Origin of the sequence: Nonomuraea sp. NPDC048882, assembly GCF_040649755.1 — a bacterium.
Classification (GTDB): Bacteria; Actinomycetota; Actinomycetes; order Streptosporangiales; family Streptosporangiaceae; genus Nonomuraea; species Nonomuraea maheshkhaliensis.
Map to the genome: position 1 here is coordinate 79,093 of NZ_JBEZGB010000031.1, position 12,339 is coordinate 91,431.

The window sequence follows — 12,339 nt, forward strand, 5'->3', positions numbered from 1 at the left end:
CTTCACCCGGATTGAGAGTCATGAACGCACCGAACATCCTGCTCATCTGCACCGACCAGCAACGTTTCGACGCGCTGGGCGCGTACGGCAACGACGAGATCCACACGCCCCACCTCGACCGGCTGGCGGAGCAGGGCGTGCTGTTCGAGAACTGCTACGTCAACAGCCCCGTCTGCGGCCCCTCCCGCGCCAGCCTCATGACCGGCCGCTACGTGCACGCGCACGGAGCCTGGGCGAACGGCGTCGGCCTGCCCGCGCACGAGCGGCTGTTCTCGCGCACCCTGGCCGACCACGGCTACGACTGCGGCCTGGTCGGGAAGTTCCACGTCGGCGGGGCCTGCTCGGACGGCCGGCTCGAACCGCGGCTCGACGACGGCTTCCGGGTGTTCCGCTGGGCCCACGACCCCTATCCGGGGTCGTCCGAGAACGCCTACCACCGGTGGCTGCGCGCCGTCCGGCCGGATTTGTACGACTCCGCCGCCCGGGCCGGCTCGGGCACCGGCTTCGACGCCCTGCCCACCGAGTTCCACTACAGCCGGTGGATCGGCGACGAGACCATCGACTACCTGCGGCGCTCACGCGACACGAGCAGACCCTTCTTCTTCGTGGCCAACTTCTTCGACCCGCACCACGGATTCGGCGCGCCGAAGGAGTACGCCGACGCCTACCGGGGCAAGTCTCTGCGGCGTTCGGTCACCCGAGACCAGGAGCTGGCCGGCAAGCCCCCCGTGCTCACCGAGGCGTCCCACCGCTCCTACGCCGGCCACGCCCGCGGCTACGTCGAGTACACCGAGTCCGAGCTGCACGACGTCAAGGTCAACTACTACGCGATGGTGAGCCTCGTGGACGACGAGGTGGGCCGGATCCTCGCCGCCCTCGACGAGACGGGCCTGGCCGAGAACACCCTAGTCGTCTTCACCAGCGACCACGGCGAGATGCTCGGCGACCACCAGCTCATGCTCAAGGGCCCGATGATGTACGAGTGCGCCGTCCGGGTCCCGCTCATCATGCGCTGGCCGGCCGGGCTGCCCGCCGGCGAGCGGCGGGCGGAGCTCGTGCAGTGGATCGACCTGGCGCCCACGTTCCTCGCGGCGGCCGGCGCGCCGCCGCTGCCGCGCGGGCAGGGGCTGGACCTGCTGCCGCTGGCCCGTGGTAAGCGGGACGCGCCGGTCAGGGGCTGGGCCCTGTGCGAATACCGCAACAGCGGTCATCCGTACGCGGAGCCGGTGCACACCACGATGCTCAGGCGGGACCACTGGAAGATCGTCGTCTACCACGGCGCGCCGTCCACGACCCGGGCGCGCACCGGTGAGCTGTACGACCTGGAGCGCGACCCGGCGGAGCTGGACAACCTGTGGGACGACCCGGCGCACGCGACCGTCCGGGCCGGGCTGCAGGAGTCGCTGCTCGACGTCCTGGTCGCCACCGAGGACCGCAGCCGGCCACGGCTCGGGGACTGGTGAGGACGCGTCCGCCGCGCGTCCTCACCGGCCGGTCACCCGATCTCGATCAGGGTGAACTCGATCTCGGGGACGCTCCGCCCGCTGCGGTGGTCGAACACAGCCGCGCCCCACTGGGTGAACTCGGGCGTCTTGTCCCGGTAGCCACGATTGCCGCGCAGCGTCACCCGCCGGCTGTCGCGCACGCTCACCCCGTACGGGTGCGGGCCGAGCACGGTGGCCACCCGGAAGAGCACGGAGTTGGCCAGCAGGATGTCCCGGCAGCGCTCGATCTCGACCGCCTGCGAGCGCCAGCCGTAGATGTGGTCCTCGGTCTGCAGGCCGAGGAAACGCCACCCCGACACCCTGCGCAGCACCACCTCGCGGGTCTCGTGGTGCTCGATGGAGAGCTCGTACAGGCGGGCGGGCACGTCGGTGTCCTCGACGAGCAGGCCGTTCTCGGCCCAGCCGTTGATGCTCCACACGTTGACGAACGTGCCGCCACCGCCGCGCACCCAGATGCCGTACTTGTGCGCGCCCCTGTAGGTGTAGCCGGGGTCGCCCGAGGGGGCGTCCGCCGGATGCCACTTGACGAACTGGGTGGTGATGTCCGCCAGATAGGAGTCCGCGCCTGAGCGCCAGAGGAGGTTGACCGCGCCCGGGGTCTGCCGGGCGGTGTCCAGGCCGAGGCCCGTGACGGTGTTCCGGCCGCCGCGCGGGGTCGACACCAGCGCCCGTGGCGCGCCGGGGTCGGTGAAGTGCGGGTGGCCGTCGACGGCGAGCAGCCAGGTCTGCCGGGGGTGCAGGCCGATCAGGTTGGACGTGCGCCGCAGCTTGAGCGTGTCGGAGAGAACGTACCGTCCGATCGGGACGAACACCGTGTCGTGCCGGTCCACGGCCGCCTGGAAGACGGCCAGGTCGTCCTCGCCCTTGCCGATGGTGCGGCCCATCTCGGCCGCGACGTCGGCGACGCTCACCCACGTCCTGACCGGTGGCGGCGGCGGGGTGTCGGCGCGCAGGTTCGCCCGGACCCTGGCCGTGGGGGCGCCCGCCGTGAGGTCGGCGTGCACGCCTTCGCGCCTGGTCTCCCTGCCGGTCAGCGCGCGTTCGACGCGCAGGCCGTACGTCAGCTCGCGGACCAGCGCCGACGGCTTCCCGACGGCGGTGCGGGCGCCGCTGCCGGCCAGCAGGAGCAGGTCCCGGGTGGCCGAGGTGGTGCAGTTGAGCAGCGTGAGCTGGTTGCTGCGGCGGATCCGGTCGTCGTCCGCGCCGGGGATCGACGCGCTGTCGTTGAGCACCACGGCGACGTCGCCGACGTCCTGGAAGTGGGAGTCCTGGACGTAGAGGTGCTGCCACTGGCCGGGCACCGACTCGAACGCCCGTGGCGTGCGCGCGACGATCGCCCTGACGACGACGAGCTTGGCGTCGTTGTTCATCACCACGGCGGCCCGGCGCTGGCCCTCGAACCGGCAGTCGAGCAGCGTCGTCTGCCAGCCGGCCGAGGCGGCGAAGGCGTTCAGGCCCACCTCGCCGCCGCGCACCCGTACCCGGTGGATCAGGTTGGCGTTGTGGTCGATGCCCGCGCGGCCGTCGCCGGCGTCGATGTCGAGGTCCTGCAGCAGGCAGAGCTGCGCGCCGCCGAACCGCACGGCGATGGCGTCAGGGTTGCCCGGTTCGATGGTGATGTCCAGGTTCACCAGCGCGGTGCCGAACGTGTCGTTGTTCGCGTACGTGACGGGGCCGCCGACCGGGCGCCGGCGGAAGGCGAACACGTCGCGCGCCGTGCCCGAGGCGTAGCCGGGGGAGTCCGCCCCGAGGACGAAGCGGGGCCGCCGCCGGCCGTAGCCGATCACGCGTACGGAGTCGTGCACGTTCACAGGGGCCGACAGCCGGTACGTGCCCTCGGGGACGAGCACCACGCCGCCGCCGTCGCCGGGCGGGAAGTCGCGGGCGCCGCCGAGTATGTCGCCGAGCCCGTTCGCGATCCCGCGCCGCGACGCCTCGTCCACGGCCGCCTGCAGCGCCGCCGTGGCGTCCCCCGTACCGTCGGCCGGGGCCTCGAAGCCCGGCCCGCCGAGCACCACGGCGTACGGGTCGGGCGGGAGCGCGGTGAAGACCGAGGTGAACGTGGTCGGGTCCAGGTGATCAACGGGGCCGGCGGGGCCGACGGGCCCGGCTGGCGCGGTCGGGTTCAGCCCACCGGCCGATGCGGCGGTTGCCGGGAGCAGCGGTAATGCGGCTGTGCTCGCGGCCAGCGTGACGAAAGCGCGACGAGAGTACATGGCTGGTTCACCCCTTGAAGCCCGGCCCGTTCCTCGATGTGCTGCGGCCGGGTGAGAACGAAAGACGATCAGGACGCGGGAGGCCGAGGCCCGGCACCGGGTCCGGCGGCGGCGAGGGTGGAGCCCTCGATGAGTTCGCACGGCAGCAGCTCCTGGGGGGTGCCGCCGCTCTCGATCACCCCGGTCAGCAGCTCGACGGCCCTGCGGCCCATCTCGCGCCGGGGGATGAGGAATCCGGTGAAGTCGATGTCGGAGCGGACCGGCCGGGTGGCCGAGCCGAGCGTGACCACGGACAGGTCGGCGGGGACGGAGATCCGGTGCCGCGCCGCCGCCATGAAGGTGACAGCGTCGGCCTGCTCCTCGAAGAACGCGACCGTGGCGCCGGTCGCGAGCACCGCGTCCACGTCCGGCGCGCCGCCCGCCTTGACGCCCTCGACGCCGAGTTCCGTCACCGCGTCCAGGAAACCGCGGTGGCGGTCGGCCCAGGACTCCGCGCCCGTCCCGGCTCCGACGTAGACGAGCCTGCGGTGCCCGAGCGCCACCGCCCGCCGTACCAGGGCGCCGGCGGCGGAGGCGTAGTCGGCGCCCACGTACGGCACCGGCCCGCCCGCGTCGTCGCGGCGGCCCACCGACACGAACGGGATCTGGTCGGTGATGAGCCGCGCCAGGTCGTCACGGTCGACCGTGTGGCCGAGCAGCACGCACCCGTCGGCCAGGCGCACCCGGCTGTCCTGGTCGAAGATCCGCCGCCGGCGGCCCGAGGCCCGCGCGCTGGTGAACAGCAGCAGGTCGCAGCCGGCCTCCTCGGTGCACTCCTCGATGCCGACCAGGAACGGATGGTAGAAATCGGCACTGGTGGCCGGGAAGACCGCCTCGTAGGTGAAGACGCCGAGGATGCGGTTGCGGCCCTCGGCCAGCCGGCGGGCGGCCGGGTCGGCGATGTAGCCGGTCTCCTTGATCACCCGGATCACGCGCTCCCTGGTCTCGGGAGAGATGCGCACGGCGCCCTCCGCGCGGTTGTTGAGCACCAGCGACACGGTGGTCTGGCTCACTCCCGCCATGCGGGCGATGTCCTGCTGCGTGAGACGTCTCGCCACGGCTCCCTCTCCTCGCTCAAGGGCGTCAGCTGGGAGTCTGCGACCTCACCGAGCCCGGCGTCAAGAGTGAAAGCCCAGTAATAATTCGCATTACCATGATCACGGCGAGGGCGACGGGGTCACCGCGCGGGGGCGGCGGCGTCGTGCAGCCGGGCGGCGTCGTGGCTGGGCGGGACGCCGTACTGGCGCCGGTATTCGCGGCTGAACTGGGACGGGCTGTCGTAGCCGACGCGGTGCGCGACGGCGGTGACGTCGTGGGCGCGGGAGGCGAGCAGGAGCCGGGCCCGCTGGAGCCGGATCTGCTTCTGGAACTGGATCGGGCTGAGCGCGGTGACGGTCTGGAAGTGGCGGTAGAACGCGGAAGGGCTCATGCCGGTCAGCCGGGCCAGCTCCTCGACGCGGAAAGGCTCGGCGTAGTGGTCCTGGATCCACCGCACGGCCCTGGAGACGTGGCTGAGGCTGCTGTCGGCCAGGCCGAGCTGGCGTACGGCGTCGCCCTGCTCCCCGGTGAGCAGCCGCCAGAGGATCTCGCGCTTGACCAGCGGCGCCAGCACCGCCTGGTCGCCTGGGTCGTCCAGCAGGTTGACCAGGCGGATCAGCGCGTCGAGCAGGCCGTCCGTCATGCCGGCCACGGCGATGCCCGGCAGCGCCCCCGCCCGGGGGCGGGGCAGGCCGCGTGAGCCCGCCTGCAGCAGCAGGTCGGCGATGGCCGGCGGCTCCAGGACGAGCGCCAGCCCCAGAGCCGGGCGCTCCGGGCTCACGTCCACGAAGGAGCCGCTGACGGGCAGGTCCACCGAGGCCACCAGGTAGCTGCCCGGGCGGTATTCGAGGACCCGGTCGCCCACCGTGAGTTGTTTGGCGCCCTGGGCGAGGACCGCCAGCACCGTGCCGGACATCGAGGGCGACGGCGGGCCGTCGCGCTCGACCCGCGCGATGTACAGGCCGTCGATGGCGGTGGCCTCGTCGGGCCGGACGTGCCGGGCCAGCGCCGCGCGGAGTTCGTCGAATCCCATGCTCTGGATTTCATCACACCCTTGGTGTGGAGGATCGGGCAAGAAGTGAGGAGGTTCATTCTACCGTCTGAGCAGCTCAAGCGGTGAAATGGAATCACACAGTCGGGCGGCGGAGAATCGCCTTGCTGGAGGAACGTACATCCCGAGAAGGAGCATCGCCATGAAGGTCGGATACGGGTTCAACGCTGCCATGACCGCCAAGCCCGGCATGGGGGAGCGGCTGGTCGAGCTGTTGCTGACCGGTCTGAACGAGGGCAACCCGGCCGCGAGCGAGCACTGCCTGGTCTACCTCGTCAGCCGGTCGGCCTCCGACCCCGACGTCGTCCACGTCACCGAGGGCTGGAGCAGTGAGGAGGAGCACCACCGGCTCTTCGCCGGCCAGGCCGCCCAGGACCTCGTCGCCCAGGTCCAGGAGCTGGTCGCCGCGGAGCAGCCGTACACGGACTACGTCCCGGTCGGCGGCAAGGCCACCTTCTGACGCCGCCCCGGCTCAGAGGCCCCGGCTCAGGGAGCCGCACCACCTCGGAGCCCCCGCGCACAACCTGGGTGCCCTGCGCGCCACCCGAAACCCCGCATCACCCGAAACCGCGCAGTACCCCGCAGAAAGGAACCCCCATGTCCCGCCCCGCTCTCGACCCTGAGCTGAACACCCTGCTCGCCGGCATGCCCCTCGTCCAGGAGATCACCCCGGAGCTCCTCACCGACCTGCGCGGCATGACCGCGGTCCCGGTCGAGCCGCTGCTGGTCGGCCGGGCTCTGAACCGGCGCGAGATCACCGTCCCGGTCTCTGGCCCGGTCTCTGGCCCGGTGTCTGGCCCGGTCTCTGGCCTGGTCCCCGGTCAGGAGGGCGCGCGGATCCCGATGACGATCCTGACCCCCACAGATGCCGGCGCCGAGCCCGGTGACCGTGCCGGGGCGCCGTGCGTCTACTGGATCCACGGCGGTGGCATGATCATGGGCGACCGGTTCTCGCAGCTCGACATCCCGCTCGAATGGCTCGACCGGCTCGGCGCCGTCGTGGTCACCGTCGACTACCGGCTCGCCCCCGAGGCCGGGGGCACCACCCCCGTCGAGGACTGCTATCAGGGCCTGCTGTGGCTGGCCGAGCACGCCGCCGAGCTCGGCATCGACCCGGACCGCATCGTCGTCGCGGGCGCCAGCGCCGGCGGCGGGCTCGCGGCGGGCGTCACGCTCATAGCGCGCGACCGTGGCACGCCGGCGCTCGCGGCCCAGGTCCTGATCTGCCCCATGCTCGACCACCGCAACACCACCGCCTCCAGCCGCCAGTACGCAGGCGAGCCAGGCGTGTGGACCCGCGAGACCAACGTGTTCGCCTGGAAGGCCCTGCTCGGTGACCTCCCTGACGACCAGGTGCCCGCCTACGCCTCACCCGCCAGGGCGGACGACCTGTCCGGCCTGCCCACCACGTACGTCGACGCAGGCTCGGCCGAGGTCTTCCGCGACGAGGACGTGGAGTACGCCACCCGCATCTGGGCCGCGGGCGGCCAGGCCGAGCTGCACGTCTGGGCCGGCGGCTTCCACGGCTTCGACGCCCTCTTCCCCGAGGCCGCCCTGTCCGCCACCGCCCGCCGCACCCGTACCGACTGGCTCACCCGCACGCTCACCCGCCCCGAGCCCGCCCGCGACTGACCACCGCCGGGCGAGGAGCACCGGTGAGGGCTGCGTCCGACCCCAAAGCGCCCTCAAACGGGCAGCGGCCGGCGCACGCCCTCGGTCGACTCCCGCGCGTCCAGCCGGTACGGCGCCAGCCGCACCTCGAACGGCAGCGGCTCCGCCGCCCCGATGCGATCGGCCAGGCACCGGACGGCCAGGGCGGCGATGGCGGCCTTGTCGGGGATCACGGTGGTGAGGGACGGCGTGCTGTAAAGCGCCTCCTGCGACCCGTCGATACCCGCCACGGCCACCTCCCCAGGACAGTCCACCCCGGCTTCGTACAGGGCCCGCTGCGCCCCGATCGCCAGCAGGTCGCTGAAGCAGAAGACCGCGTCGGGCTGGACGCCGGCCGGCAGGGCGAGCAGGGCGCGCATGGCGAGCAGGCCGTCGGGGCGGTCGAACCGCCTGACCGCGGGCGCGAGGCGCGGGTCGTACGTCAGCCCGGTCTGGTGCAGCGCCTGATGGAAGCCTTCCAGGCGCTGCCGGGAGGAGGCGGACGGCGTGGTCGTCACCCCGATGGCGGCGATCCTGGTCCGGCCCAGCCCGGCCAGGTGCGCGGTCACGTCACGCGCCGCCGCGACATTGTCGATCATGACATGGTCGGCGGTGATCCGGTCGCGCTCGTAGCCGCGTTCGCCGAGCAGCACCAGCGGGATCTCGTGGGTGACAGGGGCCAGCTCGTCGAGCGAGACGTGCAGCGGGGAGAGGATCACGCCGTCGAGCAGGTCGGCCCCGACGCCGGTGGCCAGGCGCAGCTCCTCCTTCGCGTCGCCCGCCGTCTCCTCGATGAGGACGGTGAGGCCGAGCCGGGGGGCCTCCGCGCGTACGTGCTGGGCGAGCTCCGCGAAGCAGGGCGTCGTCAGGCTGGGGACGGCGAGGGCGATCAGCCCGCTGCGGCCGGTACGGAGCCGGCGCGCCGACGGGTTGGGCCGGTAGCCGAGCTCGTGCACCGCCCTGTTCACCCGGTCCCGCGTCGCCGCCGACACGTTCTGCACCCCGCGTACAACGTTGGAAACGGTCTTGATCGACACGCCCGCGCACCTCCGAGATCGACCGCGGCTTCCTGCGCACGGGCACCTTCCAGGGCCGCCAGTACGCCGTCCCGCAGGGCCGCGGCATCACCGGCTACGCCTACGACTCCGCCCTGTACGCCAAGGCCGGCGTCCCCGCGCCGCAGCCGGGCTGGACCTGGCAGGACTTCGAGCGGGCCAACCAGGCCATCGCCGCCCTCGGGCTGAAGGGCCCCGACGGGCGGCCGGTCACGGGCGCCAACGACGGCGGCGGCAACGAGGACATCTTCGAGACCTGGCTGCGCAGCCGAGGCGGGCAGCTCTACGCCGACCAGAGCCGGCTCGGGTTCACCGAGGACGACCTCACCGAGTTCTGGACGTTCTTCGACCGGATGCGCAGGCAGGGCGCGGTCGCCTCGGCCGAGGACACCGCACAGGCCGGTAGCACCGAGACCAGCCCCATGGGCCGCGGGCTGACGGCCGCCGACTTCACCTGGGACGCGCCCTTCCCCGGCTACACGACGCTGCTCGGCGGGGACATATCGCGGGAAAAGTCCGAGCCGGCCCCGTACCAGTGGCGCAGGTCGTGATCACCTGTCATGATCTTGGCGAATCGTAACTGGGTCGGGAACGAGGTCGTTGATGAAGAGAACGTCGGTGCGCCGGGCGGGTGTCGTGGCGCTGGCATTGACCAGCCTGATGACGGTGGGCGCCACCGCGCAGGCCGACGCCCAGCGGCTCGCCAGTTCCTGCGGCCTCAGCTTCTGCCTGTACGAGCACGACGACTACGCCGGCGCCGAGCAGGAGTTCCTGTTCACCTCCAACAACACGTGCGCCAACGTGACCACGCTGAACAACAAGGCCAGCTCCATGCGGAACCCGTCGGCCGGCCGGATTCAGTTCTACAACAGCGCCAACTGCTCGGGCTCCTACGGCTACGCCGCCGCGCCGCGGTCGTCGGACAGCGACCTGACGAACAACGACTTCGACAACAAGACGAGCTCCGTCAAGCGGGTCAGCCCGTAACGTCCGAGGTCACAGGGGTCCGGTGAGCGAGAGGTCCGCCCGGCGGCGGAGCGCTGTCGTGGTGCTCCTGGCCGCCCTGGCGGCGGCGTGCTCGCCGCCGCCACCCCCGCCACCACAGGTGCCGCCTCCGGGCGCGCAGGCGCGGGCGATCTCCTTGCCGTTCGATCGCTACAACTTCACCCCGGCCGACATCTCGATCATCGAACGCGCCGAGGACCTCCTCGTCCGCGACTGCATGCGGAGCAGGGGCCTGGTGTGGGAGACGCTGCCGCCCCCGGCCGAGGACGACCTGGAGCCGCCCAACCGCCGCCGCTACGGCATCGTCGAACCGGAGATCGCCCGTCTGTACGGCTACCACGTCGCCCCCGAGCGCCCCTCCGTGGCCAGGCGGAGCGCGGCGAGCGAGAGCCGTACCGCGAGCCCGTCGGAGCAGGAGCGGCGGGCCGCGTACGACGAGAGCGGCGGCTGCCTGCGGCAGGCGCGGGCGCGCATCGAGCAGGGGGCGCCCGAAGTGGACTCCGCGCTGTTCAACCAGCTCATCACGCGGACGTTCGAGCAGTCGCGGCGGGAGGCCGCGGTCGTCCAGGTCTTCCGGGCGTGGAGCGCGTGCATGCGGGCCGGTGGGTGGCGCTACGACGACCCGCTGGCCGCCATCACCGACCAGCGGTGGCTGGGCGGCGGCCCGGCCACGGACGAGGAGATCCGCGCGGCGCGGGCGGACGAGCGGTGCAAGGTGAGCACGGGTCTCGTCGCGGTGTGGGCGGTGGCCGAGAAACGCCTTCAGGAGGACGCCGTCCGCGTCCATCCTGAGACGTTCGAGGCCCTGAAGGCGGCCAAGGACCGGCAGTTGGAGACCGCCCGCACGATCATCGCCGAGGCCCGGTGACCGCCGGCGACGGAGCCGGCCGGCTCAGGTCGCCGGCCTCTCGCGGCGTTTTGCCGGGAGCGTCGCGGTCCTGAGCCCGTCGCAGCGAGTCGTCGCCGTCATGCGAAGGCTGTGTGACGGCGGCGAGGAGGGTCAGCTTCTCGGCGTCGTCGCTGCCGGGGTCCGGGTGGTAGATGACGAGCGTCCGGCCGCCGCCGACGCCCAGCCGCTCCCGGTTCAGCCGGAGCAGGCCGAGCTGGGGATGGTCGATCTCCTTGGCCGCGCCTTCGCACGTGTTCACGTCGTGGCGGGCCCAGAGCCGGCTGAACCGGGGGCTGGCCAGGGAGAGCTCGCCGACCAGCTCGATGAAGCGGGGATCGTCCGTGTCGGTGCCGACGGACGCGCGGAACCCGGCGACCATGCCCGCGCCGGCGCCCTCCCAGTCGGGGTAGAGGGCCTGTTCGGCGGGATCGAGGAACGTGTCGCGCAGCCGGTTCGCCCCCGGCACGAGGCGCGGTGACAGAGCGGTCGCCAGCGCGTTGACGGCCAGGACGTCGAGGTAGCGGCCCTCGACGTACGCGGGCAGCGCGAGCGTGGCGACGAGCTTGGCGACGCCGGGAGGAACGCTCTCCTTGCGCGGCCGGCGCCGCCGCCGGCGGGGTTCGGCGGCGGCGAGACTCAGCAGGTACGCCGTCGCGGCCTCGTCGAGCCGCAGCACGCGGGCGAGCGATTCGAGCACCTGCACGGACGGGTTGCGGTCGCGGCCCTGCTCCAGACGCAGGTAGTAGTCGGCGCTGATGCCCGCCAGCATCGCCACCTCCTCCCTGCGCAGGCCCGGCACCCGGCGCACACCGTGGACGGGGATCCCGGCCTGCTCGGGGGTGACGAGCTCACGCCGGGCCCGTACGTAGTCGCCCAGCGGGTTCGCTCGCTCGCTCATCCCTCCACGGTATGTGCCGGGACCGCGTACGTGCCTGGTCCTGTCACCCCCAGGATCGCGGCGGCCCTGGCTGTGCGCGGGGCCGGCGGGCAGCGTGGCCGGCGAAGGACGTACGAAATGAGGAGAGAGACCACTATGTCGACATATCTGCTGGTACACGGCGCCTGGCACAGCGGGGAGTGCTGGAAGCGGGTGGTCCCGCTGCTGGAGGCGGCCGGGCACCGGGTGTTCGCGCCGTCGCTGACCGGCTACGGCGACAGGGCGCATCTGCTCGGCCCCGAGGTGGGGCTCGACACGCACGTCGCCGACGTCGTCCGGCTGATCACCGACGAGGACCTCACCGAGGTGGTGCTGGTGGGGCACAGCTATGCCGGGCTGGTGATCTCGTCCGTGGCCGGGCAGGTCCCCGGCCGGATCGCGGAGCTGGTCTACCTCGACGCGATGGTCCCCGAGGACGGGGAGAGCGCGGCCGATGTTATGCCCGTGACGCGGCAGCTGATCGAGCTCGCCGCGGGATCCGGGGACGGCTGGCGGGTGCCGCCGATGCCCGAGCTGCCGCCGCCCGCGGGCCTGTTCGGGGTCACGGACCCGGAGGACGTCGCCTGGCTGCGGTCGATGCTGTCGGACCAGCCGGTGCGCTGCCTCACCGAGCCGGTCCGGCTGGGCGGGCCGGCCGCGCGGGCGATCCCCCGTACGCACATCCACTGCACCGTCGGCAAGCCGGAGGGGGTCGTCCGCCGTCCCGTTCCCGAGGTGCAGCCGAACGGCCGCCCCGCCCAGGTGTGGCAGCTGCCGACCGGCCACGACTGCATGATCACCATGCCGGCGGAGCTCACCGACCTCCTGCTCAAGCTCGCCTGAGCACGGGCGCGCGGCGGCGGCCGGCCTCCACGGCACACCCGCCGCGTGGCCGTCCTCGAAGTCGTCGAGCCGGAAGTTCACCGGCGCCACGCTGTCCAGGAACATGCGTCCGACGCTGTGCGGGAACGTGCT

The 12,339-nt window shown here is 72.6% G+C and carries 12 protein-coding genes; 7 read left to right on the top strand and 5 right to left on the bottom strand.

What is annotated here, in order from left to right:
* Positions 1 to 20 precede the first annotated feature (20 nt).
* Complete coding sequence (locus tag AB0C27_RS53100; protein WP_357862427.1) at positions 21 to 1,463, top strand: sulfatase-like hydrolase/transferase; 1,443 nt, start codon at positions 21 to 23, stop codon at positions 1,461 to 1,463.
* A gap of 32 nt (positions 1,464 to 1,495) precedes the next feature.
* Here the strand turns inward: AB0C27_RS53100 and AB0C27_RS53105 are convergent, their stop codons facing one another.
* From AB0C27_RS53105 to AB0C27_RS53115, 3 genes are all read right to left on the bottom strand, one after another.
* The gene (locus AB0C27_RS53105; RefSeq protein WP_357862429.1) at positions 1,496 to 3,721 is read right to left on the bottom strand and encodes a glycosyl hydrolase family 28-related protein; all 2,226 of its coding nucleotides are present in this window, start codon (positions 3,719 to 3,721) and stop codon (positions 1,496 to 1,498) included.
* Between the two features lie 68 nt (positions 3,722 to 3,789).
* The gene (locus AB0C27_RS53110) at positions 3,790 to 4,818 is read right to left on the bottom strand and encodes a LacI family DNA-binding transcriptional regulator (RefSeq protein ID WP_357862431.1); all 1,029 of its coding nucleotides are present in this window, start codon (positions 4,816 to 4,818) and stop codon (positions 3,790 to 3,792) included.
* Positions 4,819 to 4,937: 119 nt separating this feature from the next.
* Entirely contained in the window at positions 4,938 to 5,831 is an 894-nt protein-coding gene (locus AB0C27_RS53115) for an AraC family transcriptional regulator (RefSeq protein WP_357862433.1), read from the bottom strand.
* 160 nt (positions 5,832 to 5,991) lie between these two features.
* On the opposite strand from AB0C27_RS53115, the gene AB0C27_RS53120 reads away from it, so the two are divergent.
* Together AB0C27_RS53120 and AB0C27_RS53125 are read left to right on the top strand one after the other, a co-directional pair.
* Positions 5,992 to 6,309: an antibiotic biosynthesis monooxygenase gene (locus tag AB0C27_RS53120; RefSeq protein WP_357862435.1), complete on the top strand. Its 318-nt coding sequence runs from the start codon at positions 5,992 to 5,994 to the stop codon at positions 6,307 to 6,309.
* 137 nt (positions 6,310 to 6,446) lie between these two features.
* Positions 6,447 to 7,481 carry an alpha/beta hydrolase gene (locus AB0C27_RS53125; RefSeq protein WP_357862437.1) on the top strand — a complete coding sequence of 345 codons (1,035 nt, stop codon included), beginning with the start codon at positions 6,447 to 6,449 and terminating at the stop codon, positions 7,479 to 7,481.
* 53 nt (positions 7,482 to 7,534) lie between these two features.
* Here the strand turns inward: AB0C27_RS53125 and AB0C27_RS53130 are convergent, their stop codons facing one another.
* A complete protein-coding gene (locus AB0C27_RS53130) occupies positions 7,535 to 8,536 on the bottom strand; it encodes a LacI family DNA-binding transcriptional regulator (protein WP_357862439.1) in 1,002 nt (333 codons plus the stop codon).
* Positions 8,537 to 8,907: 371 nt separating this feature from the next.
* Between AB0C27_RS53130 and AB0C27_RS53135 the strand changes: the two genes are divergently transcribed.
* The 3 genes from AB0C27_RS53135 to AB0C27_RS53145 are packed head-to-tail and all read left to right on the top strand — an operon-like array spanning position 8,908 to position 10,427.
* Positions 8,908 to 9,105, top strand: coding sequence for a hypothetical protein (locus tag AB0C27_RS53135; protein WP_357862440.1), 198 nt, complete (start codon positions 8,908 to 8,910; stop codon positions 9,103 to 9,105).
* Positions 9,106 to 9,157: 52 nt separating this feature from the next.
* The gene (locus AB0C27_RS53140; protein ID WP_357862442.1) at positions 9,158 to 9,541 is read left to right on the top strand and encodes a peptidase inhibitor family I36 protein; all 384 of its coding nucleotides are present in this window, start codon (positions 9,158 to 9,160) and stop codon (positions 9,539 to 9,541) included.
* Between the two features lie 22 nt (positions 9,542 to 9,563).
* Positions 9,564 to 10,427 carry a hypothetical protein gene (locus AB0C27_RS53145; RefSeq protein ID WP_357862444.1) on the top strand — a complete coding sequence of 288 codons (864 nt, stop codon included), beginning with the start codon at positions 9,564 to 9,566 and terminating at the stop codon, positions 10,425 to 10,427.
* Here the strand turns inward: AB0C27_RS53145 and AB0C27_RS53150 are convergent.
* Positions 10,408 to 11,346 (bottom strand): helix-turn-helix transcriptional regulator, encoded by a 939-nt coding sequence (locus AB0C27_RS53150; protein ID WP_357862446.1) that lies wholly within the window; start codon positions 11,344 to 11,346, stop codon positions 10,408 to 10,410. The genes AB0C27_RS53145 and AB0C27_RS53150 overlap by 20 nt on opposite strands.
* A 135-nt stretch (positions 11,347 to 11,481) precedes the next feature.
* Between AB0C27_RS53150 and AB0C27_RS53155 the strand changes: the two genes are divergently transcribed.
* Positions 11,482 to 12,207: an alpha/beta fold hydrolase gene (locus tag AB0C27_RS53155; protein ID WP_357862448.1), complete on the top strand. Its 726-nt coding sequence runs from the start codon at positions 11,482 to 11,484 to the stop codon at positions 12,205 to 12,207.
* Positions 12,208 to 12,339: the final 132 nt, after the last annotated feature.

Bases quoted from the DNA above. Each gene is read 5' to 3' on its own strand.
- AB0C27_RS53115 (WP_357862433.1), bottom strand. From the start codon at position 5,831: ATGGGATTCGACGAACTCCGCGCGGCGCTGGCCCGGCACGTCCGGCCC.
- AB0C27_RS53125 (WP_357862437.1), top strand. From the start codon at position 6,447: ATGTCCCGCCCCGCTCTCGACCCTGAGCTGAACACCCTGCTCGCCGGC.
- AB0C27_RS53150 (WP_357862446.1), bottom strand. From the start codon at position 11,346: ATGAGCGAGCGAGCGAACCCGCTGGGCGACTACGTACGGGCCCGGCGT.
- AB0C27_RS53135 (WP_357862440.1), top strand. From the start codon at position 8,908: ATGCGCAGGCAGGGCGCGGTCGCCTCGGCCGAGGACACCGCACAGGCC.
- AB0C27_RS53100 (WP_357862427.1), top strand. From the start codon at position 21: ATGAACGCACCGAACATCCTGCTCATCTGCACCGACCAGCAACGTTTC.
- AB0C27_RS53105 (WP_357862429.1), bottom strand. From the start codon at position 3,721: ATGTACTCTCGTCGCGCTTTCGTCACGCTGGCCGCGAGCACAGCCGCA.
- AB0C27_RS53140 (WP_357862442.1), top strand. From the start codon at position 9,158: ATGAAGAGAACGTCGGTGCGCCGGGCGGGTGTCGTGGCGCTGGCATTG.
- AB0C27_RS53155 (WP_357862448.1), top strand. From the start codon at position 11,482: ATGTCGACATATCTGCTGGTACACGGCGCCTGGCACAGCGGGGAGTGC.
- AB0C27_RS53120 (WP_357862435.1), top strand. From the start codon at position 5,992: ATGAAGGTCGGATACGGGTTCAACGCTGCCATGACCGCCAAGCCCGGC.